21 protein-coding genes and 1 tRNA gene are annotated in these 20,814 nt (G+C 67.6%); 10 read left to right on the forward strand and 12 right to left on the reverse strand.

Features of this window, described 5'->3' with window-relative positions; genetic code table 11:
• Positions 1-63: 63 nt before the first annotated feature.
• From cysS to AC50X9_RS11830, 5 genes are all read right to left on the reverse strand, one after another.
• The gene (gene cysS / locus AC50X9_RS11810) at positions 64-1,542 is read right to left on the reverse strand and encodes a cysteine--tRNA ligase (protein WP_494893796.1); all 1,479 of its coding nucleotides are present in this window, start codon (positions 1,540-1,542) and stop codon (positions 64-66) included.
• A 55-nt stretch (positions 1,543-1,597) separates the two neighbouring features.
• Positions 1,598-1,927 (reverse strand): hypothetical protein, encoded by a 330-nt coding sequence (locus AC50X9_RS11815; RefSeq protein ID WP_494893798.1) that lies wholly within the window; start codon positions 1,925-1,927, stop codon positions 1,598-1,600.
• A 43-nt stretch (positions 1,928-1,970) separates the two neighbouring features.
• Entirely contained in the window at positions 1,971-2,507 is a 537-nt protein-coding gene (gene ispF, locus AC50X9_RS11820; protein ID WP_494893800.1) for a 2-C-methyl-D-erythritol 2,4-cyclodiphosphate synthase, read from the reverse strand.
• A gap of 2 nt (positions 2,508-2,509) precedes the next feature.
• Entirely contained in the window at positions 2,510-3,328 is an 819-nt protein-coding gene (locus tag AC50X9_RS11825; RefSeq protein WP_494893802.1) for an IspD/TarI family cytidylyltransferase, read from the reverse strand.
• A 181-nt stretch (positions 3,329-3,509) separates the two neighbouring features.
• On the reverse strand, positions 3,510-3,992 hold the full coding sequence (locus AC50X9_RS11830) for a CarD family transcriptional regulator (RefSeq protein WP_024367191.1): 483 nt from the start codon (positions 3,990-3,992) through the stop codon (positions 3,510-3,512).
• Positions 3,993-4,317: 325 nt separating this feature from the next.
• Between AC50X9_RS11830 and AC50X9_RS11835 the strand changes: the two genes are divergently transcribed.
• Positions 4,318-4,860: a hypothetical protein gene (locus AC50X9_RS11835; RefSeq protein ID WP_494893995.1), complete on the forward strand. Its 543-nt coding sequence runs from the start codon at positions 4,318-4,320 to the stop codon at positions 4,858-4,860.
• 90 nt (positions 4,861-4,950) lie between these two features.
• Here the strand turns inward: AC50X9_RS11835 and AC50X9_RS11840 are convergent, their stop codons facing one another.
• Positions 4,951-5,631 carry a response regulator gene (locus tag AC50X9_RS11840; protein ID WP_494893805.1) on the reverse strand — a complete coding sequence of 227 codons (681 nt, stop codon included), beginning with the start codon at positions 5,629-5,631 and terminating at the stop codon, positions 4,951-4,953.
• The gene (locus tag AC50X9_RS11845) at positions 5,628-6,884 is read right to left on the reverse strand and encodes a sensor histidine kinase (protein ID WP_494893997.1); all 1,257 of its coding nucleotides are present in this window, start codon (positions 6,882-6,884) and stop codon (positions 5,628-5,630) included. The genes AC50X9_RS11840 and AC50X9_RS11845 overlap by 4 nt, the downstream gene beginning before the upstream one ends.
• Before the next feature lie 204 nt (positions 6,885-7,088).
• Between AC50X9_RS11845 and phoU the strand changes: the two genes are divergently transcribed.
• Positions 7,089-7,751: a phosphate signaling complex protein PhoU gene (gene phoU / locus AC50X9_RS11850; protein WP_494893807.1), complete on the forward strand. Its 663-nt coding sequence runs from the start codon at positions 7,089-7,091 to the stop codon at positions 7,749-7,751.
• A gap of 108 nt (positions 7,752-7,859) precedes the next feature.
• Here phoU and AC50X9_RS11855 read toward each other — a convergent pair whose 3' ends face one another.
• Positions 7,860-8,606, reverse strand: a complete 747-nt coding sequence (locus AC50X9_RS11855) for a phosphoglyceromutase (protein WP_494893809.1) — start codon at positions 8,604-8,606, stop codon at positions 7,860-7,862.
• Between the two features lie 156 nt (positions 8,607-8,762).
• On the opposite strand from AC50X9_RS11855, the gene AC50X9_RS11860 reads away from it, so the two are divergent.
• Positions 8,763-9,626, forward strand: coding sequence for a class I SAM-dependent methyltransferase (locus AC50X9_RS11860; RefSeq protein ID WP_494893811.1), 864 nt, complete (start codon positions 8,763-8,765; stop codon positions 9,624-9,626).
• A gap of 24 nt (positions 9,627-9,650) precedes the next feature.
• Here the strand turns inward: AC50X9_RS11860 and AC50X9_RS11865 are convergent, their stop codons facing one another.
• On the reverse strand, positions 9,651-10,007 hold the full coding sequence (locus tag AC50X9_RS11865) for a DUF2516 family protein (RefSeq protein WP_494893813.1): 357 nt from the start codon (positions 10,005-10,007) through the stop codon (positions 9,651-9,653).
• Positions 10,008-10,016: 9 nt separating this feature from the next.
• A complete protein-coding gene (locus AC50X9_RS11870) occupies positions 10,017-11,207 on the reverse strand; it encodes a trans-sulfuration enzyme family protein (protein WP_494893815.1) in 1,191 nt (396 codons plus the stop codon).
• An 88-nt stretch (positions 11,208-11,295) separates the two neighbouring features.
• On the opposite strand from AC50X9_RS11870, the gene tmk reads away from it, so the two are divergent.
• The 7 genes from tmk (at position 11,296) to AC50X9_RS11905 (ending at position 17,458) form a co-directional block, all read left to right on the forward strand.
• Positions 11,296-11,952, forward strand: a complete 657-nt coding sequence (tmk, locus tag AC50X9_RS11875; protein ID WP_494893817.1) for a dTMP kinase — start codon at positions 11,296-11,298, stop codon at positions 11,950-11,952.
• Complete coding sequence (locus tag AC50X9_RS11880) at positions 11,949-13,091, forward strand: DNA polymerase III subunit delta' (RefSeq protein ID WP_494893819.1); 1,143 nt, start codon at positions 11,949-11,951, stop codon at positions 13,089-13,091. Before tmk ends, AC50X9_RS11880 begins: the two co-directional genes overlap by 4 nt.
• 36 nt (positions 13,092-13,127) lie before the next feature.
• Entirely contained in the window at positions 13,128-14,690 is a 1,563-nt protein-coding gene (locus AC50X9_RS11885) for an alpha/beta hydrolase (protein WP_494893821.1), read from the forward strand.
• Between the two features lie 93 nt (positions 14,691-14,783).
• Positions 14,784-14,856: transfer RNA gene (locus AC50X9_RS11890), tRNA-Thr, on the forward strand.
• Positions 14,857-15,272: 416 nt separating this feature from the next.
• The gene (locus tag AC50X9_RS11895; RefSeq protein ID WP_494893823.1) at positions 15,273-15,599 is read left to right on the forward strand and encodes a hypothetical protein; all 327 of its coding nucleotides are present in this window, start codon (positions 15,273-15,275) and stop codon (positions 15,597-15,599) included.
• Positions 15,596-16,093, forward strand: coding sequence for a hypothetical protein (locus tag AC50X9_RS11900; protein ID WP_494893825.1), 498 nt, complete (start codon positions 15,596-15,598; stop codon positions 16,091-16,093). The genes AC50X9_RS11895 and AC50X9_RS11900 overlap by 4 nt, the downstream gene beginning before the upstream one ends.
• Positions 16,094-16,150: 57 nt before the next feature.
• Positions 16,151-17,458: an MFS transporter gene (locus AC50X9_RS11905; RefSeq protein ID WP_494893829.1), complete on the forward strand. Its 1,308-nt coding sequence runs from the start codon at positions 16,151-16,153 to the stop codon at positions 17,456-17,458.
• A gap of 22 nt (positions 17,459-17,480) precedes the next feature.
• Here the strand turns inward: AC50X9_RS11905 and AC50X9_RS11910 are convergent, their stop codons facing one another.
• The gene (locus tag AC50X9_RS11910) at positions 17,481-20,342 is read right to left on the reverse strand and encodes a cation-translocating P-type ATPase (RefSeq protein ID WP_494893833.1); all 2,862 of its coding nucleotides are present in this window, start codon (positions 20,340-20,342) and stop codon (positions 17,481-17,483) included.
• On the reverse strand, positions 20,339-20,812 hold the full coding sequence (locus AC50X9_RS11915) for a hypothetical protein (protein WP_494893836.1): 474 nt from the start codon (positions 20,810-20,812) through the stop codon (positions 20,339-20,341). The genes AC50X9_RS11910 and AC50X9_RS11915 overlap by 4 nt, the downstream gene beginning before the upstream one ends.
• Positions 20,813-20,814 lie beyond the last annotated feature (2 nt).

Genomic DNA, 20,814 nt, shown 5'->3' on the forward strand with positions numbered 1-20,814 from the left:
GTGCCGGATCCGGGCCGGAAGGGCGCCGGAACGGCGCCGGAACGGCTCGGGAACGGCGCCGGATCAGCCCCGCTTGAGGCTCCAGCTTGCGCCGTCCGCGCCGTCCTCGACGACGACGCCGGCGGCGGCGAGCGTATCGCGGATGGAGTCCGAGGCGGCCCAGTCCTTGTTGGCGCGGGCCAGGGCGCGGGCGGCCAGTTGCGCTTCGACGAGGACGCCCAGGGCCGTGCTGCCCTGTTCGTCAACCTCCGGTCCGGCGGTATCGCTGATACCCAGCACACGCAGCATGTCGTTGACGCTGAGGAGCGCCTGCCGGGCGGCGTCGAGTTCCCCGGCGGTGAGGGCGGTGTTTCCGGCGCGGACGGTTTCGTGGAGCACCGCCAGGGCCTGCGGGACGTTGAGGTCATCGTCCATCGCGGCCGCGAAAGCGTCGGGGACGGCGCCGTAGCTGGCGAAGCCGTAGCCTGCAGGGGTGCCGCCGTCGACGCCGGCAAGTGTCCGGACGGCGCGGCCGATGAAGCCGTCGATGCGTTCCACCGCGGCGCCGGCCTCCTGCAGGGACGTCGGCTGGTAGTCCAGCACCGAGCGGTACTGCGCCTGGCCGAGGTAGTAGCGGACCACCCGCGGTGACGCGCCTTCCAGCATTTCGGCCGGGCTGACGGTGTTGCCGATCGACTTGGACATCTTCTCACCGGCGTAGGTGACCATGCCGTTGTGCATCCAGAAGTTGGCGAAGCCGTGGCCGGCCGCCTGGGACTGGGCCATCTCGTTTTCGTGGTGCGGGAACCTCAGGTCCAGCCCGCCGCCGTGGATGTCGAACTCGGGGCCGAGGTATTTGGTGACCATTGCGGAGCACTCCAGGTGCCAGCCCGGCCGGCCGGCGCCCCACGGCGAGGCCCAGCTCGCCGTCGCCGGCTCGCCTGCTTTGTGGCCCTTCCAGAGCGCAAAGTCACGCGGGTCCTTCTTCCTGTTGCTGAACTGGGCCTCGACGTCCGGGGCCCCCTGCATGTCGTCGATCTTCTGCCGGGTCAGTGAGCCGTACTTGTCCCAGGAGCGCACGTCGAAGTACACGTCCCCGGAGTCATCAAGGGCGGGGTAGGCGTGGCCGCGGTCGATCAGCTGCTGGATCAGGGCGTGCATTTCCGGGATGTGGCCGGTGGCGCGCGGCTCATAGGTGGGGCGGGAAACGCCGAGGGTGTCGTAGGCCTTGAGGAATTCCTGCTCGTAACGGTAGGCCAGCGCCCACCATTCCTCCTCGCGGACAGTGCCCGGCTCGCCCTCAAAGTCAGGGGCGAAGGAATCGGCCGACTTGGCCAGGATCTTGTCATCGATGTCGGTGACGTTGCGGACCACCGTGACGCGGAATTGCCGGTACTGCAGCCAGCGGGTGAGCTGGTCGAAGGCGATGGCGGAGCGGATGTGCCCGACGTGCGGCATGCCCTGCACCGTGGCGCCGCAGTAGTACAGGCTCACTTTGCCCGGAACGAGGGGGACGAAGTCGCGGACTTCGGCGGATGCAGTGTCATAGAAGCGCAGGGTCACCGCTCCAGATTAGCCGATGGGGCCCCGGACCTGGCGTGCGGGCTGCCCGGCGGGACTACTTGCAGTGTTCGCCGATCTTGTTCATTTGTTCGGCGAGTTGTTTGTCCTGTTCGGCGCTCTTGGCCCCGAGGGACGTGCCGGAGACTGCTTTCATGATGTCGGCCATCTTCTGGATCGGGGCCGCCACCTCGGGCGCCACCTTGTCCGCGACTTCCTGGTAGTGCTTTGAGATCTGTTCAGCCTGCTGCTGCTGGTTTCCGGTGGGGACGAACGTGTCCTCATTCAGGAACGCGCAGCTGTCCGGGATGTTCATTTTCGGGGTCCCGGCGCAGCCGGTGAGCAGCAGTCCGGCCATAAGTACGACGGCGGGCAGCAGCTTCTTCACGGCGGGTCTCCTGGTGTTATGGAAAGGCATATGTCCGTTAAGCCTAGGCGACGGACGTCGGGGACGCCGCGACGGACGGGTAGACGAGGGCCGTAGCCGTGGCCGAGATCCCTTCGCCGCGGCCGGTGAAGCCGAGACCGTCGCTGGTGGTTGCCGAGACGCTGACCGGGGCGCCCGCGGCCGCACTTAGGACGCGCTGTGATTCCTCCCGGCGCGGCCCGAATTTCGGCCGGTTGGCAACGAACTGCACGGCAATGTTCCCGATCTCGAAGCCCGCGGCGCGGACGATCCGCGCAGCCTCGGCCAACAGGGTCACGCCGGAGGCCCCGGCGTACTCCGGGCGGTCGGTGCCGAAGTGCGTCCCGAGGTCACCGACGCCGCAGGCGGAGAACAGGGCATCGGCGGCGGCGTGCGCGACGGGGTCGCCGTCGGAGTGGCCGGACAGTCCGCGCTCCCCGTCCCACAACAGCCCACCGAGCCAGAGCGGTTGGGGCGCGTCCTCGGGCGCGTAGGCGTGGACGTCGATGCCGATGCCGGTCCGCGGGATGGGTGGCAGCGGGGTGTTCTGGGTTCCGGACATGCTCAGCCTTCCACCCAGCGGGCGCCCAGCGGTCCCTCGAGGAGCCCCTCGGCGATGATCAGGTCCAGCGGCGTGGTGATCTTCAGCGACTGGCTGGCGCCGCGCACCGCGTGGACCGGGACACCCAGGAGTTCCACCAGCATGGCGTCGTCGGTAACGGCCGCTGCCTGGCCGGCGTCGAACCCTGACGCGGCCTCGTGGGCACGTTTCAGGGTGGCCAGTTCGAAGCCCTGCGGCGTCTGCACTGCCCGGAGGGTTTCCCGGGCTGCGGTACCGGTGACGAGCTCCGGGGCGATCGAGGCGCCGTCGCCGGTTGTCGGTGTCACCGTCTTGACCGTGTCCACCACAGGGATGACCGGGATGACGGCCAGGGCGCCGGCCGCAAGGGCGTGGGAGACCCGGCGGAAGACACCCTCGGGCGTCAGGGCACGGGCGGCGTCATGGACCAGGACGGCTTCCGTGGCAGGCAGCAGCGCCGCCAGCGCGGCCCGGACCGATTCGGCGCGGCTTGCGCCGCCGTCAACAACGGTCACCACGGGGATCTGCACGCCGTCCCCCGGGGCGCCCGGGTGCCCGCGCTCCACTTTGAGTTCCTGCTCGAAGGCCGCACAGAGCGCCCGGACTTCCCGATCCCCGGGCGGGATGGCGATGCAGATCTGCTGCGCGAGGCCTGCAGCGGCGACACCGCGCAGGGCGTGGGTGAGGATGCTGTCCCCGCCCAGCGGAACCTTGGCTTTTGGCAGGCCGTAGCCCAGCCGCTGGCCGGAGCCGGCGGCGACGACGATGACTGCGGTGACGGGAGTTCTCGATGCAGAGTCCATGCGCACAAGACTACGTCGCGGCGGCCCGGGCATCCCGTTGCGCTATCACTCCGGGTCCTAAACGGGCCCCCAGAGGGACCGGACCTGATAGGGCAACCCGCCGGCCGGGCCTGAAGAGGGCGAAAAGAAACCCCGGCAGCGTTGCGCTACCGGGGTTCGATTCTCGTCTGTTCAACTCCTGTTAGGAAGCCAGGACCTCGTCGAGAACGCTTGCGGCCTTCTCTTCATCGGTCTTCTCAGCAAGCGCCAGTTCTGAAATCAGAATCTGGCGTGCCTTGGCCAGCATGCGCTTCTCCCCTGCGGAGAGACCCCGATCGTGATCACGGCGCCACAGGTCGCGAACGACCTCTGCCACCTTGATGACGTCACCGGAAGCAAGCTTTTCCAGGTTTGCCTTGTAGCGACGTGACCAGTTGGTGGGTTCTTCGGTGAACTCGGCCCGCAGCACTTCAAACACGTGCTCCAGACCTTCTTTGCCCACCACATCCCGGACGCCAACCAGATCAACGTTTTCTGCTGGAACTTCAATGGTCAGATCACCCTGAGCCACCTTGAGCTTGAGATACATCTTCTCTTCGCCCTTGACAGTGCGCATCTTGATTTCTTCAATTTTCGCTGCACCGTGGTGAGGGTAAACTACTGTCTCGCCGACCTCAAAAACCATGTGGACATTCCCCTTTCCCGCAGACCAGTTTATCACGGTTAAGGCATACAACTACGACACAAGACGCCCAAGAACCGCATGAATACGGGGAAAATGGCCTTAATCGGGCCCCTTGGACCCCTTGACGAACCCGGATATTAGTGCATGGGCGCTCCCTTTGCCAAGGGCGCAGACCCTCCCCGGGCGCCTGCCGGTGCAACCGCCGACGGCATTGTGCACCGCATTGTGTACGGCCGGAATCATCGTTTGGCGCGGATTGCCGATAGGCTATGGCTGAATAATGTTCCAAGACTCTCAAGGGGTGCGTGACGTGGGTTTCACTGCGATGAACCGGGGCCAGCGCGGCAAGCTGGCAATGGCAACGGCTGTTCTGGGGGTCGGCCTGCTGTCCGTAACTGGCTGCAGCTACATCAACCCCCAGGCGACGTCCGCGCAGTACGCGGCTTCGGACGGAATCCAGGCCAACGTCGGTCCGTTGCAGCTGCGGAACATGATGATCATCTCCGCCGGCGAGGACAAGCCCGGCCGGGTGATCGGCGCTGTTTACAACTCCTCCTCCGAGGATGTGAAACTGACCATCGCCGGTTCCGGTGGTTCCCAGACCCAGATCCCGGTCAAGCAGAACTCCTACGCGCTGCTCAACGATTCCAGCAATGAGGCCATCCTGAGCAGCACGGGCGGCGTTCCCGGGTCCCTCGTCGAGGTCAGCATCACCGAGGACGGCACCAACCAGAACGCCAAGGTCAACGTTCCGGTGCTGGACGGCACGATCGCCGACTACAAGCAGTACCTCCCGGCCGGCAGCGAGCCGACAGGCACGGCCACGCCGACGTCGACCCCGTCGCCGACGGCCAGCGCGAACCACTAGCGCGAACCACCAGCTTCCACACAAAAGGAGGGGCTCCCGGTCAGGGTGCCCCTCCTTTTTGCGTGTTGTCCGGTTGCCGGCCTGCGGGAGTTAGGGCTCGAACTTGTAGCCCAGCCCGCGGACCGTGATCAGGTGCCGCGGCGCCGAGGGATCCGGCTCAACCTTGCTGCGCAGCCGTTTGACGTGCACATCCAGGGTCTTGGTGTCCCCCACATAGTCCGACCCCCAGACCCGGTCGATCAGTTGCCCGCGGGTCAGGACCCGGCCGGAGTTCCGCAGCAGCATTTCCAGCAGCTCGAATTCCTTCAGCGGCAAGGAGACCGGTTCGCCGCTGACGGTCACCACGTGCCGCTCGATGTCCATCCGCACCGGCCCCGCCTGGACGGTGCTGGACACCAGTTCCTCGGGCTCGCCCTGGCGGCGCAGCACGGCCCGGACCCGGGCCACCAACTCCCGGGACGAGTACGGCTTGGTGACATAGTCGTCGGCGCCGAGCTCCAATCCCACCACCTTGTCGATCTCCGCGTCCTTGGCCGTCAGCATGATGACCGGGACGGACGAGCGCTGCCGCAGTTGCCGGCAAACCTCGGTGCCCGACTGTCCGGGCAACTGCAGATCGAGCAGCACCAGGTCGGCGCCGTTGCGGTCGAATTCGGTGATGGCGTCGAGCCCGTTGTCCACCACCTCCACCTCGAACCCTTCCTTGCCCAGTAGGTAGGACAGCGGGTCGCTGAACGACTCTTCGTCCTCGACAATCAGAATCCTGCTCAAGCGGTAGCTCCTTGCTCGTGGACGCCGGCGGCGTCACTTCGTAGTGTTCTGGGATTCTGGGAGGGGCCGTGGGGCGCGGGCTGGACGTCCGCTCGTGCCGCCGGCTGGCGTGCCGGGGGAACGCCGTCGACTTCCTGGCCTTCGAGTTCCGGCAACCGGATGGTGAAGGTGGAGCCCTGGCCGGGTTTTGACCACAGGGTCACCTCGCCGCCATGGTTGGCGACGACGTGCTTGACGATACTCAGGCCAAGGCCGGTGCCGCCGGTATGCCGGGACCGGGCGGCGTCGACGCGGTAGAACCGTTCGAAGACGCGCTCCTGGTCCTCCGGCGAGAGCCCCTCGCCCTGGTCTGTCACCGAGACCGCAACGAGGCCGTCTTTGGTCCGGATGCCCACTCCGACCCGAGTGTTCTCCGGGGAGTAGCGGATGGCGTTGTCGATCAGGTTCCGCAGCGCCGTCACCAGCAGGTCCTGGTCGCCGTAGACCATTGCGTCCGTGTGGCCGCCGACGACGAGTTCGATGTTCTTGCTTTCCGCCGGCAGCTGGGAACGGTCCACGGCCTCGGACACCACCGTGTTGATGTCAACTGCCCGGCCCTGCTGGTTAACGTTGGTGCCCTGCAGCCGGGAGAGTTCGATGATGTCCTGCACGAGAGCGGCCAGCCGGGCGGATTCCTTGTGCATCCGCTGGGCGAAGCGCCGGACGGCGGCCGGGTCATCCGCCGAGGATTCGAGCGCCTCCGCCAGCAGCGAGATGGCCCCTACCGGCGTCTTCAATTCATGCGAGACGTTAGCCACGAAGTCGTTCCGGACTTCCTCGGTCCGGGTGAATTCGGTCCGGTCGTCGGCTAGCAGAAGGATGTACTCCTCAGCGACCATGGCCGCACGCACCTGGACAATGATGGTGCCCTGCCCCAGCGGACCGCGCGGCAGTTCGAGCTGCTTTTCCAGGATGACACCGTCGCGCCGCACTTTGGCCGTCATTTCCAGCAGCTGTTCGTGGACCAGCGTGTGCCCGCGGACCAGCCCGTAGGCATAGGCGGCGGGACTGGCCCGGACGACGCCGTCAATCGCGTCCACCACCACGAAGGCCCGGCCGATGACGGCCAGAACTTGGGCGGCTCCCTCTGGAATCGACGGGTCCTCGAACTCGACGTCCACGAGTTTGCGCTGCTGCTCGCTGACCCTGAACGCGAGCACGCCGAAGATGCCAAGCGACAGGCCGACCAGGCCGGCGATCACGCCGATGAGCATTGGATCCACGGCTCCAGCTTATGCTCTGCCCCGCTTCAGAAACTGACATCTACCGCTATTCGTGCTTCGGTTCAGCTAACGTTCACCTATTGGGGCGTAACAGTTCACCGGACGCTGAAAGACTCGACAGTTGAAGCGACGACAGGTGAACAGAAACGGACCGGCCACTTTGGTGGCCGCCATTTCCGAGGAAAGGACGCACACGTGCGCAAGGTTTTTCAGGAAGAGCTCACCCAGGTAGGGGAACAGCTCGTCGAAATCTCAAAGCTGGTCAGTGAAGCCATAGAGAAAGCGACGACGGCTTTCGCCGGCGCTGACATCGATCTGGCCGAGGACGTCATCGCTGCCGATGCACGGATCGATTTCCTGCAGAACAGCCTCGACGAGCGCGCCATCGACATCCTCGCCCTGCAGGGCCCCGTGGCGAGCGACCTGCGCATGATCGTGGGCTCCCTGCGGATGAGCGCCTCGCTGGAACGGATGGGCGACCTCGCCCGCCACCTCGCGCAGCTCGCGCGTCTCCGTTATCCTGCCACGGTGGTTCCCGCCCAGCTCCGTGAGACTTTCAGCAGCTTCGCCGAGCAGGACCTGCTGATCGCCGAGAAGCTCACCGTCCTGCTGGAGACCCGCGACCTCGGCGTGGCCCGGGACATCATGAAGGCCAACGCGGCCGTGAACGATCTGCACCTGAGCGTCTTCAAGGCGATCGCCCGCAGCGACTGGCAGGAGTCCCCGGCCACGACCGTCGACGTCGCCCTCGCCAGCCGCTACTTTGAGCGTTTCGCGGACCACGGCGTCTCCGTGGCGCAGAAGGTCACCTACCTGGTCACCGGCGCCTGGCAGCCGAGCGGCATCGAACACAGCTAGCCCTGTCCCGCGGCGGGTCAACAGCGCTGGACAGCAGAACGTACGACGCCGGCCGGTCACCTTAAGAGGTGGCCGGCCGGCGTCGTTCATTCCGGGTCAGGTGAAGAGCTACTTCTTGCCCTGGTTCGCGACGGCCAGGATGGCCTCGGCGGCGGCGTCGGGATCGAGGTAGGTGCCGCCCGGGTTCAGCGGCGTGAAGTTGTCGTCGAGCTCGTAGACGAGCGGGATGCCGGTGGGGATGTTCAGCCCGGCGATCGCTTCGTCGCTGATGCCGTCAAGGTGCTTGACGAGGGCGCGCAGCGAGTTGCCGTGGGCCGTCACCAGGACGGTCTTGCCGGCCTTGAGGTCTTCCTTGATGTCGGATTCCCAGTAGGGCATCAGGCGGACGAGGACGTCCTTGAGGCACTCGGTGCGGGGCAGCGCATCACCAAGGTCCGCATAGCGCGGATCGTTCGCCTGGGAGAACTCGGAATCGTCGGCCAGGGGCGGCGGCGGGGTGTCGTACGAGCGGCGCCAGGTCATGAACTGCTCTTCGCCGTACTCGGCGAGGGTCTGGGCTTTGTCCTTGCCCTGCAGTGCACCGTAGTGGCGTTCGTTGAGCCGCCAGTCCCGCTTCACCGGGATCCAGCCGCGGTCAGCCTTGTCGAGCGTCATGTTGGCAGTGTTGATGGCCCGCTTCAGCAGCGACGTGTAGACGATATCCGGCAGGATGTTGTGCTCCACGAGAAGCTCGCCGCCGCGGATCGCCTCGGCGCGGCCCTGGTCGTTGAGGTCAACGTCCACCCAGCCGGTGAACAGGTTCTTGGCGTTCCATTCGCTGTGGCCGTGGCGCAGCAGAATCAGCTTGTAAGTCATGGTTTTCATCCTAGCGGAGCGATCCCGGCCGGCGCCGAGCGTTACACCGCCCGCGCCACACTCCAACGCGGGGTCACGTGTCGCCCATCCCGGGGGCTCCATGGGCCGGATCCGACCCCGCGTTGGAGGATCGCGGTGGAGGGATAGTGTTGACTTGTGGTGCAGAAGGCTGAGCGGGTGGCGTCCCCGCGGAACCAGGGCGTGGAAAAACGCGGTGTGGCGAACAGCGGACCGCGCGCCGGCCGTCCGGTGGGGAATATTACCCGCGGCACCACCAACCCCAACCGGATGCGGCGGCTGGACCGCTGGCTGACCGGCCCGCAGGCCTGGCGGCTGCGCACGGCGGCCGATCCCCTCGTGGTGGATCTGGGCTACGGCGCTTCGCCGGCCACCGCCGTCGAACTCTTTGACCGGCTGTCCGCCATCCGGCCCGATGTGCGGGTGGTCGGAGTGGAAATCGAGCCGGAACGGGTCCGCCTGGCCAAGGAACTGGAACGGCCCGGGCTGAGCTTCCAGCTGGGCGGCTTTGAGCTGCCCGTGTCCGGCCGGCCCGTCCTGGTGCGGGCGTTCAATGTGCTGCGGCAGTACGAGGAAGCCGACGTCGCGGCTATCTGGCGGCTGGTGCAGGGGCGCCTGGCCCCGGATGGACTGTTCATTGACGGCACCTGCGACGAGATCGGCCGCCGGGTCACCTGGGTGGCGCTCGACGCCGAGCGGCCCCTGAGCCTGAGCCTGTCCATGCGGTTCGGCAGTTTTGTCCTGCCGTCGGAAGTGGCCGAGCGGCTGCCGAAAGCCCTCATCCACCGGAACGTGCCGGGCGAGAGGATCCGGGCTTTCCTGCAGGCAATGGACAAGTCCTGGCTGGAGGCTGCCCCGCTCGCCTCGTTCGGCAGCCGGCAGCGCTGGACGGCTATGTGCCGTTCACTGCGCGACGGCGGCTGGCCGGTTCAGGACGGCCCGTCCAGGTGGCGGCTGGGTGAGCTGACGGTGGGCTGGGAAGCGGTGGCGCCGGGTCTATAGCGGGCGGGGTCTATTGCTGCAGGGTCACCAGGGGCCGTAGGGACCGGCGTTGCGGCTCCCGCCGCGGCCCGCATCGTTGACGGCCGGGCGGACATCGGCGAGGTAGACGGACGCTGCCGTCACGGCGACAAGCCCGAACAGTCCCAGCGGACCCAGGATGCCGCCTCCCCCGCCGCCTACCAGGGAGAGCACCCCCACCGCGAGGGCACCGCCGGTGAGGGCCAGCCAGAACGTCTTGGTGCGTTTGGACACCGCTTCAAAGGCGTTCCCCTTGTGCCGGAGGCAATCGAAGAACGCCCAGACTTCAAGGGCCAAGGCTACGAGGGCCAACAAAAAGTAGATCCCGGTCTCGACAAAGTCAATTAGCGCTTTTCCGTCCATCACCCCAGCCTAGCGGGACAAGCCCGCGAGGGCCTGCTCCAAATCGGCCCAGAGGTCCTCGACGTTTTCAATCCCGACGCTCAGCCGGACGAGGTTGTCCGGCACACTGACAGGTTCGGCCGTATGCCGGCGGCGCCGTTCGATCAGGGACTCGACGCCGCCCAGTGAGGTGGCCGGCAGCCACAGCTTCAGGGCCCGGATCATCCGGTCCGCCGCGTCCGCTCCGCTGAGGCCCCCGCCGGCGATGGGAGCCATTTCGATGCACAGTATCGAGCCGAAGCCCTTCATCTGGCTCTTGGCCCGTTCGTGGCCGGGATCCGAGGCCAGGCCCGGGAACCGGATGCTGCTGACGCTGGGGTGCGTGCTCAACCGTTCGGCCAGTACCGCCGCCGAGGCCTGCGAACGCTCGACACGCAGGGCCAGGGTGCGCAGGCCGCGCAGCGCCAGCCAGGCCTCGAAGGGCCCGGCGATCCCGCCATGGATGGTGCGGTGGTGCAGCAGCGAGGCGCGGAGCCCGGCGTCGGATGTCACCAGCGCGCCCAGCACGACGTCGGAATGACCGGAGAGGTACTTGGTCACCGAATGCAGGACGACGTCGGAACCCAGGGCCAGCGGCTGCTGCACAAGCGGGGTGGAGAAGGTGTTGTCCGTCACGACGACGGCGCCGGCCCGGTGCGCGGCGGCGGTCAGGGCGCGGATGTCCGCGACGCCCAGCATCGGGTTGGTGGGGCTCTCCAGCCAGAGCATGCTGGCGGGCAGTCCGTCCGCCGGCGCGAGCTGCGCCAGGACGGCGTCGGTGTCGGCGATGTCCACCGTGCGCAGTTCCAGGAAGCCCTTCTCGGCGAGTTCCGTGGCCATCACCAGGGATCCGGCGTAGCTGTGCGAGGGCATTACCAGCACTCCCCCGGCCGGAACCAGCGAGAGGGCTGAACTGACGGCGGCGAGGCCGGAGGCGTAGAGCAGGCCGGGGAGTTCGGCGCCCTCAAGCTGGCCGAGGGCTTCCTCGAAGGGGTCCCAGGTGGGGTTGGAGTACCGCCCGTAGCCGCGGTCGCCGTCGCCCAGCGGTCCCGTGCCGAAATAGGTGGAAGACAGCACCAGCGGAGGGTTGACCGGCGCATCGCGTACACGCGGCGGGCGGCCCGCCGCCACAACGACTGTTTCTGCGGAGAGCGCGGCTGCCTGTTGTTCGGAAAGACTCATGGTCACAGGGTACTTTGGCCCCGGGCAGGGCGCCCACGTCGTGACGCCCGGGCGCATTACTGTCGGGGATTGTCGGTAGGCTAGAGCAGTGAGTACCCAGAACCCCGGACTGTTTATCGCTTTCGAGGGCGGCGACGGTGCCGGCAAGTCCACGCAGGCAGCCGAGCTGGCTGCGGCCCTCGAATTCCGCGGCCTCACAGTGCTGCGGACCCGTGAGCCGGGTGGCACTCCGATCGGCGAAAAACTGCGATCCCTGGTCCTGGACCACGGCCACGGCCACATCGACGCGCACACCGAGGCCCTGATGTTTGCGGCCTCCCGCGCCGCCCACGCCAGCCAGGTCATCCGCCCCGCCCTGGACCGCGGCGAGATCGTCCTCACCGACCGCTACATTGATTCCTCGGTCGCCTACCAGGGCGCCGGCCGGAATCTGGGCACCGACGCCGTCCGCGACATCAATGACTGGGCCACCTCCGGCCTTACCCCGGATTTGACCGTGCTGCTCGACGTCGACCCCGAGGTCGGCCGCCGGCGGCGCACCGCGGGAGATGCGGCCGAGGACCGGCTGGAATCCGAGGCAGACGAGTTCCACGGCAGGATCCGGACCGCGTTCCTCGAGCTCGCCGCGGGCCGGCCGGAGCAGTATCTTGTCCTTCCCGCCCATCTCCCGGTCGATGAATTGGCCGCGCGGATCCTCGAAAGGGTCGAGCCGCTCCTCGCCCTGCCCCGGGGCGTGACTGCATGAACGTCTGGGACGACCTCCAGGGCCAGCCCGCCGTCGTGGCCCAGCTAAAACAGGCAGCCCAGGGTGAAGGGCTGACCCATGCGTGGCTGTTCACCGGGCCGCCGGGTTCGGGCCGGTCGAACGCGGCGAAGGCCTTCGCCGCCGCCTTGAACTGCGACCAGGAGGATGTCAGCCTGCGCGGCTGCGGCGAATGCACGGCCTGCCTCACGATCCTGGGCGAAACACACTCCGACGTTGCCTTTGTCCGCACCGAAAAGGTCACGATCACCATCGACGAGGCCCGCGAGCTCGTCTCCACTGCCGGAAACCGGCCGGCTTCGGCGCGCTGGCGCATCATCGTCGTCGAGGACGCGGACCGGATGGCGGAGCGAACCACCAACGTGCTGCTCAAGGCGATCGAAGAACCCACTCCGCGCACCATCTGGATGCTGTGCGCGCCTTCCCCCGCCGACGTCCTGGTCACCATCCGCTCCCGCTGCCGCACGGTAGCCCTGCGGCTGCCGCCCGCGGCCGACGTCGCCGCCCTGCTGGTCAAGCGCGACGGCGTGGATCCGGCCGTCGCCGAACGTGCGGCCCGGGCGGCGCAAAGCCATGTCGGGATCGCCCGCCGGCTGGCACGGGATCCGGAAGCCCGTGAGCGGCGGCTCGAAACAGTGCGGTTCCCCCTGGGCCTCCGCGGGGTGACCGCCGCGGTCCTGATGGCGGAGAATCTCGTCAAGATCGCCACCGAGGAAGCCAACAGCTCCAACGACGAGCGTGACGCGGCCGAGAAGATCGCCCTGCTCGCCACCCTCGGCGCGCCCGAAAGCGGCACGCTTCCGCCGGCCATGCGGGGCCAGGTCAAGCAGCTCGAGGACGACCAGAAACGCCGCGCGAAGCGTTCCGTGACGGACTCCCTCGACCGCACCCTGACTGATCTGTTGTCCTTCTACCGGGATGTGCTGATCATCCAGATGGGGAACGCCGTGGAGCTGGTCAACGTTGAACTCAGGGGTGAACTCACTGAGTTCGCGCGCCATTCCAGCGCCGAAACCACACTGGTCCGCATGGACGCCATCAACAAGGCGCGCACACGGATTACGACGTCGAATGTGGCTCCGCTGCTGGCGATCGAGTCCATGGCAGCAAGCCTCATCTGAGGGATCATTAAGTTTCTATCCTCCAAGGAGAACCGCATGAAGTCTGCACGAGCAGTGCCCGCCAGATCCCGATCCATTGTGGTCGGCATGCGGGCAGCAGGCGCCATGGCCCTGGCCGTGGTGCTCTCCTCGTGCGCCCTTTTCGGTGGTGACAGCGGCGCCAAAACCTCCAGCACCCCGGATCCGCAGATCGCTTCCGCCGCGCCCGCCGAGCTCCGAAGCTACTACACCCAGCAGGTCGACTGGGCCCCCTGCGAGACTGACTTTAAATGCGCCAACATCAAAGTCCCCTTGGACTACAGCAAGCCCGACGGCGACAGCATCGAAATCGCGGCGCTCAAGCTGTCCACGAAGGGAACCAGCCAGGGCAGCCTGCTCATCAACCCGGGCGGACCCGGCGGCTCCGGCTACGAATTTGTCAAGGACGCCGGCGCCACCCACTTCTCGGAAAAGCTTCGTGCCAACTTTGACATCGTTGGCTTCGACCCGCGCGGCGTCCAGCGTTCCTCCCCGGTCACCTGCCTTACCGACCAGGAACGCGACGCGTCCCGCGCGAAGATCTATGCCCTGGACACGGACCCTGGCCTGGCCGAGACCTTGGCGGACAACAAGGTGATCGCCGCCAAGTGCGAGGACAAGACCGGGCCGGTGATGGGGCAGATCGACACCGTCAGTTCCGCCAAGGACCTGGACATCCTGCGCGCGGCCCTGAACGACACAAAGCTGAACTACATGGGGTTCTCCTATGGGACGTTCCTCGGCTCAACGTACGCCTCGCTGTTCCCCGACACCGTCGGCAGGATGGTCCTGGACGGCGCGATGGACCCGTCCCTCAGCTATGAGGAGCTCACCAGCGGCCAGGCCAAGGCCTTTGAAAAAGCACTCCGCGCCTATGTGGAACGCTGCCTCCAGGCCGGGGGCTGCCCGCTGAGCGGAAGCGTCGACGACGGGATCCGGCAGATCCAGGCCCTGATCGCGGCCGTGGAGGCAAACCCCCTGCGCGCCAAGGACGGCCGGCTGGTCTCGGCGTCCACCCTGGTCACGGGCATGATCGTCCCGCTGTACAACGACGACAACTGGCCGCTGCTCACGCAGTCCCTTGCCGCGATCCTGAAAAACGACGCGACGCCGTTCCTGAGGCTGGCCGACTTCAACGCCGAGCGGGAACCCGACGGCAGCTACTCCTCGAACAGCACCTTTGCCTTCACCGCGATCAACTGCCTGGACTACCCGATGGTGACGGACACCGCCGGAATGCGCGCCGACGAGCAGCAGCTGCTGGCGGATTCGCCTACCTTCGGCAAGTACTTCGCCTACGGCGGCACCAACTGCAAGGACTGGCCGTACAAGAACGTCCGGACCCCGGCGCCGGTGGAATACAAGGGTTCGACCGACATCGTCGTGATCGGCACCACGGGCGACCCGGCCACGCCGGTGGAATGGGCCAGTTCGCTGCGCAAGCAGCTGGGTCAGGCCTCGCTGCTGACTTGGCAGGGTGAGGGCCACACCGCCTACGGCCGCTCCAACGACTGCATCGGCAATGCCGTGGACGGTTACCTCGTCGATGGCAAGACCCCTGCGGACAACACCGTCTGCTGAGGCGTCGACCACTCATTTTGACCCGGGCCTGAGGACTCAACTACAGTTATCTCTGGCATGAAGCGCCCGGGTCGCCGGACACTTCAGGCGGTTGCTTCCTTAGCTCAGTTGGTAGAGCGTCTCACTCGTAATGAGAAGGTCGCCAGTTCGATTCTGGCAGGAAGCTCTGGTCTCCAGAACTATCGGCCCCGGCGCAGTCGTCGGGGCCGTTTCTTTTGCCCGCCAAGGGTGAGTCTGCCCCGGGCGAAGAACAAGGCACCTCGACGCCTGGATGAAGCACGCGGCCAGCCGCCAGGCGCGCCGGTGTGGAAGCGCCGACGGCGGCTGCGGCACCCGCCGCGGTGCTGCCGGCGTCGACCGGCTCCGCGCCCAAGCCGCTCGGAGTCCCGGGCGCGTGGTCGCAGACCTTCAGCGACGACTTCAACGGAACCGCGCTCGACACCAGCAAACGGTCACGTTCCCGGTTCGGCGGCGGCACGATGAACAAAGTCAAGACCGGACCGGCCCCGAGTTCCGGACCGGACACACCGTTGCCCGCATCTCCTTCCCGGGCAACGGAAGCGTGCTGCACAACTGGCCGGCATGGTGGACCACCGGACAGTCCTGGCCGGCGACGGTGAGGACGACATCGCCGAGGATCTCAAGGAAATGCTGACGTCCAATTACCACTCGGGCTCCGGAACGCACAACCGGGGCACCATTCCCGGCGCCTGGGGGAACGAACACCACACCTACGGGCGGTGGCGGAAGGGCAACCTCTCCGAGGTCTACGGGTCGACTACATCCGGGCCTGGCAGTAACAAGAAAACCCAGGTGCCAGTCAGCGCTGCGTTCCGGCTGGGCGCCGGCGGACTTGCCGTGGGCGTTCCCCGGCCGGCACCGTCCGGGCCCCTACGATGGATCAAGTGAAGACCACGAAAGGGGCCAGCTACACCGCCACGGCTGCGCTGATGCTGGCATTGGCCCTGCTGATCCTCGCCCTCCCGGCCGCTGCTGCCCCCTGCGGTAACGGCAACGGGGCCGGGCCGGCGCGCGTCTGCCCGACGCAGCCGGGCCGTCCAGGTCCCCCCGTGGCGCCTGTCCCGGCGGCAAGCTCCTTCGTAGTGCCATCGCCCCCGTCGATCCCGTCCGCGACCGCCCCGGCACAGCCGCCCTCCGCGGCCCCCGATCCGGCCGCCACGACGGAGTCGGCGCCCGCCGTCGACCCCGGCGTCCTGCCACCGGCCCAGGCACCACCGGCCACTGCTTCCCCTGCCGTGGGCGCACCGGCTCCGGCCGCAGGTCCGGCAGCCGCAGCGACGCAGACCTCCGGAGACCGCGGCGTTCCCGGCGCGATCCTGCTGGCGCTCGGCGGCCTGCTGGTCGCGGTGTGTGCGTTCCTGGACATCCGGAAGGCGGGCTAGCAGAACGCTGGCCCTTGGTCTCTTGCTCTTCGACGGAACGTCCGCGAGTCTGGGCAAATGGGCCGGCCCCACCGAAATCTGACAGCCCGCGAGCGGGTGAGGTTCTTTGCCCTGCCCGGCTCAGGCCGGCGGTTCGTCTGGGGTCCCGTGATTGGCTTCGGGCTGGTCAGTCTCGCCGCCGACGTCGTCTCGGACGGCGCTCGGCCGCTGGCTGGCCCCCTGCTCGCCCAGTTGGGTGCCTCCGCGCTGCTCGTCGGCCTCGTGACGGGCGGCGCCGAGGCTGCGGCGCAGGGACTCCGGCTGGTGTTCGGGCCCTGGGCGGACCGGACCCGCAGGTACTGGACGTTTACGCTGGCGGGTTACGCGCTCACCGCTGTCTGCGTGCCGCTGCTCGCCGTGGCGCCCTGGGCTGGAGAAGCCGGACTGGTTCTGGCAGCGGTTCTGATCATCGGGGACAGGGTCGGGAAAGCGGTGCGCAGCCCGGCCAAGACTGTCCTGCTGGCCGAGGTCGCCAAGCCCGTCGGCCGCGGCCGCGGCTTCGCCGTGCACAAGTCCCTTGACCTCGTTGGAGCCCTGCTGGGTCCTGTCCTGGTCGCCGCAGTACTCGCCGCCACGGGAAACCTGCAGACGGCCTTCGCGGTGCTGGCTGTTCCGGCGGCGGGGGCCCTGCTCCTGCTGTTCTGGCTGCGCCGCCGGGTGCCGGGTCCCGGCCGTGGCCCCGGCCAGCCTGCGGCGCCCGAAGTCCTCGGGGGCCGGCAAGCAGCCGTTGAACCGGCGCCCCCGGCCGGCGCCGGCCGCCCGGCGTCGCTGGTCAGGGGCAGTTTTGCCCTGTTCGCTGTCGCGGCCTTCTTCTGGAGCGCCGGGCTGGTGGCCTTCGGGGTCATTTCGTTCCACCTCACGACGACGGCGGCCGTTCCGGTGGCTGTTGTCCCGCTGCTGTACGCGGGTGCGATGGCCGCGGCGTCCCTGGGCGCCCTGGCCACCGGCGTCCTCTACGACCGTTCCGGTGCCTGGGTGCTGCTGGCCCTTCCCCCGTTGATCGCCGCGGTACCGGCGCTGGCTCTGGCGCCGGCCGCCGGGCTGGCGTTTCTAGGTGTCCTGGTCTGGGGCACCGCGCTGGGGATCCAGGACTCGACCGTCAAGGCGCTGGTCGCGGATCTGGTCCCGGAACGGCGCCAGGGCACGGCCTACGGGGTTTTCGCAGCCTTCGAAGGCGCCGGAGCGCTGGCGGGCGGGGCACTGTACGGCGCGCTTTATGACACCCGTCAGCTGTTGATCGCGGCGGTAGCGGTCCTGCAGCTGATCGCCTTCGGGGTGCTGATACTGGCACTCCGCAGGGCCCGCCGCCCCTCGTGGCAGCCGTAGGGCAGCGATCCGCCGTCGTACGTCATCGGGTGGGCTGCGCGGCCCGGCGACGTTCACCGCTCCGGAGGACGATCTTGCGGAGCTCATCGAACCACAGCACGGTCGAGGCCATGGCGACGCAGACGGCCCACTGGCCAGGCTCCAGTGACGCTGTCCCGAAGGCACGCTGCAGGAACGGCAGTTCGACGACGGCCACCTGTAGCACCGCGGCCAGGAGCACGGACCCCCAGAGCCATTTGTTCACGAACAGCCGGCGGAAGGCCGTCGTCGTCTCCGAACGGGAATTGAAGGCGTTGAACAGTTGGGCAAACACAAGCGTGGTGAACCCCGCGGTCCGTGCGACGTCGAGCGAATCGGTGCCGCCCGGGACCACGCCGCCGGGCAGGAAGATATCGATGGTCAGCAGCGATACAACACCCATCACCAGGCCGATACTCAGGATGCCCAGCCACATCCGGGTGCCGAGGATGCGTTCGCCACGTTGGCGGGGACCGCGCGACATAACGTCGTCAATTTCAGGGTCGATGCCCATCGCGAGTGCCGGGCCGGAGTCGGTCACGAGATTGATCCACAGGATCTGGGTGGCCAGCAGCGGTACCGCGATTTCGCCGGCGCTGGCCCCGGACAGGCCCATGGCACCGGCGAACACCACGCCGAGGAAAACCGTGAACACTTCGCCCATGTTCGAGGACAGCAGGTAGCGGAGGAATTTCTTGATGTTCTCGAAGATGACCCGACCCTGGTGCACCGCCGAGACGATGGTGGCGAAGTTGTCGTCGGCCAGGATCATGTTGGCGGCCTCCTTTGTGACCTCGGTGCCGGTGACACCCATGGCGATGCCGATGTCCGCGGTTTTCAGTGCCGGCGCGTCGTTGACGCCGTCCCCGGTCATCGCGACCACATTGCCCTGGGCCTGGAGGGCGGTGATGATCTGCAGTTTGTTCTGCGGCGCCACCCGCGCGTACACCGAGGTGTCCCGGGTGAGCGCGCGCAGGCCGCCCTCGTCCAGTTCGTCCAGTTCGGCGCCCGTGACTGCCCGCTCCCCCGGCGCGGCGATCCCCAGGTCACTGGCGATCCGCGCGGCGCTGAGCGGGTGGTCCCCGGTGATCATCACCACGCGGATGCCGGCCCGCCGCGCCTTGGCCACCGCAACCGCCGCCTCGGCCCGGGGCGGGTCCAGGATCCCGACAACCCCGATGTACACGAGCGTGCTCTCGTCTTCCTCATCGAGCACGTCCACTTCGTGGCGGTCCGCATCGGTGTACCGCCGGTAGGCCACCCCGAGGGTGCGGAAGGCCTGGGCGGAGAGCTCCTCGATATCGGCCAGCGCACGGGAGCGCCGGTCCTCATCCAGCGGGACAACCTCCCCGCCGACCTGCAGTCCGGTGCAGCGTTCCAGGAGCACGTCCGGTGCGCCCTTGGTGACCAGCGCCAGGGTGCCGCCCTCCCGGTGGTGGGCCAGCGCGGACATCAGTTTCCGCTCCGACGTGAACGGGACTTCGCCGCGCCGGTCGAACTCCCCTACGCGGTCCGTAACGCCTTCCAGCTTCCGGGCAGCGACGAGGAACGCCGCCTCCGTGGGGTCGCCCTGAATCTCCCAGTCGCCGTCGTGCTCCCGAAGTTGCGCGTTATTGGCGAAGGAGCCGCCGGCAAGGACCATAAGAGATTCCTGGAGCAGGGCGGGATCTCGCAGTTCCTGCCCGTTGTGGAGCACGCCGCCTTCCGGCCGGTAGCCAACACCGGTGAGCTCGACCGGGCCCGAGGCGGTGATGATCCTGGAGATGGTCATCTCGTTGCGGGTGAGGGTTCCGGTCTTGTCCGAGGCGATGACCGAGGCGGAGCCCAGAGTTTCCACCGAGTGCAGCTTCTTCACGACAGCCTGGCGTTTGGCCATGTTCTGGACGCCGATGGCGAGGACGACGGACAGGATGGCTGGCAGCCCTTCGGGCACCGCCGCCACTGCGAGCGAGACCCCCAGCAGCAGGACGGCCACGAGACCGCTCAGCGAGGACACCCCGTTGACGGCGATGATGGTGGCCATCACGACGACGGCGATCGCGATCACTGTAATGCCGAGCAACTTGCTGACGCCCGCGATTTCCTGCTGCAGCGGCGTGGGCGCGTCCTCTGCGGCGGCCAGCATCCCGGCGATCGCGCCGACTTCCGTGTCCATTGCGGTTCCGGTGACGACCGCACGGCCCACACCTCGAGCGACAGAGGTCCCCTTGAAGACCATGTTGAGCCGGTCACCGAGGACGACGGTGCCGCTCAGGGTGCTGGGGTCCTTGAAAACGGGCGCGCTCTCGCCGGTCAGCGAGGATTCGGCGACGCCGAGGGAGCTTGCCGTGATCAGCCGGGCATCGGCGCCGACGGAATCGCCCTCATTAAGGACCAGGATGTCCCCCGGCACCAGCTCCGCGGACGGCACTGTTTTTAGGTCTCCGTCGCGCAGCACCATGGAATTCGCTGCCGTCATCAGACGCAGCGCGGCGACCGCGCTCTCGGCTTTGTTCTCCTGAACAAAGCCGAGGACGCCGTTGAACAGGACCACGGCACCGATCACGATGGCATCAACCGGCACCCCGGCGGCCCCTTCGACAGCCCAGGCGAGGGCCGAGATGGCGATGGCGGCCAGGAGCAGGTAGATCAGCGGGTCTTGGAATTGCCGCAGGATCTTCCGCCACAGCGGCACGGGTGGGGCGGAAAGGAGCTCATTGGCGCCATAGATTCCGAGTCGTTTTTCTGCCTCGTCGGAGTCCAGACCGGTTTCGGGGTCGACGTCGAGAGTGTGCAGGGCTTCCGTGGCCCGTCGGAGGTGCCACGGCAAGGCAGGCGTGCCGCGCTCGGCGTCGACGGGCCCTGCCCCCTGTGCAGGCTTGTTCACGGTGCCCAAACGGACGCGGCGCCGGAGTGGCCCGTGATGATGCTCTGGTAGATGAAGAAGGCCCCGGCAGCCGCCGCGACGGCCAGAAGGGCTACGCGGACGGCCGGGTTGGTCCGAAGTCGGCCCAGAAAGGCGAAACGCCGGCCGAGCGGCTCAAAGCTCACGATCAGAGCCGCCGCGACGACTGCGAAAAACAGCACGGAAACGGCCTTCAGAACGTCCCCCTGTTCCGCATGGTCCCGGATCAGGGCGGACGAGGGGCGGGCCTTCTCGAGTTGCTCCCCGGCCTGCGCCGTGAGCAGGGACAACGGAACGAGTCCCAGGGAGAGCACCGCCAGCGGCCAGGCCAGGTAGTTCCGCCACCGTGGCGCCACGGCATAGACAATGGCGGCAAGACCCGCGATCGGCGCCAGCACCACGATCGCGTGGATGAGCAGGATGTGGGCCGGCAGCCCGGCTATTTCGATCATTT

The sequence above is a fragment of the Pseudarthrobacter sp. HLT1-3 genome, from assembly GCF_059383535.1.

What these genes read in the sequence shown, in the direction of transcription:
- AC50X9_RS11865 (WP_494893813.1), bottom strand. Translation starts at nt 10,007, where the DNA reads ATGGACGGAAAAGCGCTAATTGACTTTGTCGAGACCGGGATCTACTTT.
- AC50X9_RS11845 (WP_494893997.1), bottom strand. Translation starts at nt 6,884, where the DNA reads ATGCTCATCGGCGTGATCGCCGGCCTGGTCGGCCTGTCGCTTGGCATC.
- ispF (WP_494893800.1), bottom strand. Translation starts at nt 2,507, where the DNA reads ATGTCCGGAACCCAGAACACCCCGCTGCCACCCATCCCGCGGACCGGC.
- AC50X9_RS11905 (WP_494893829.1), top strand. Translation starts at nt 16,151, where the DNA reads ATGGGCCGGCCCCACCGAAATCTGACAGCCCGCGAGCGGGTGAGGTTC.
- AC50X9_RS11895 (WP_494893823.1), top strand. Translation starts at nt 15,273, where the DNA reads ATGGTGGACCACCGGACAGTCCTGGCCGGCGACGGTGAGGACGACATC.
- AC50X9_RS11830 (WP_024367191.1), bottom strand. Translation starts at nt 3,992, where the DNA reads ATGGTTTTTGAGGTCGGCGAGACAGTAGTTTACCCTCACCACGGTGCA.
- AC50X9_RS11855 (WP_494893809.1), bottom strand. Translation starts at nt 8,606, where the DNA reads ATGACTTACAAGCTGATTCTGCTGCGCCACGGCCACAGCGAATGGAAC.
- AC50X9_RS11880 (WP_494893819.1), top strand. Translation starts at nt 11,949, where the DNA reads ATGAACGTCTGGGACGACCTCCAGGGCCAGCCCGCCGTCGTGGCCCAG.
- AC50X9_RS11915 (WP_494893836.1), bottom strand. Translation starts at nt 20,812, where the DNA reads ATGATCGAAATAGCCGGGCTGCCGGCCCACATCCTGCTCATCCACGCG.
- AC50X9_RS11835 (WP_494893995.1), top strand. Translation starts at nt 4,318, where the DNA reads ATGAACCGGGGCCAGCGCGGCAAGCTGGCAATGGCAACGGCTGTTCTG.
- AC50X9_RS11870 (WP_494893815.1), bottom strand. Translation starts at nt 11,207, where the DNA reads ATGAGTCTTTCCGAACAACAGGCAGCCGCGCTCTCCGCAGAAACAGTC.
- AC50X9_RS11825 (WP_494893802.1), bottom strand. Translation starts at nt 3,328, where the DNA reads ATGGACTCTGCATCGAGAACTCCCGTCACCGCAGTCATCGTCGTCGCC.
- AC50X9_RS11885 (WP_494893821.1), top strand. Translation starts at nt 13,128, where the DNA reads ATGAAGTCTGCACGAGCAGTGCCCGCCAGATCCCGATCCATTGTGGTC.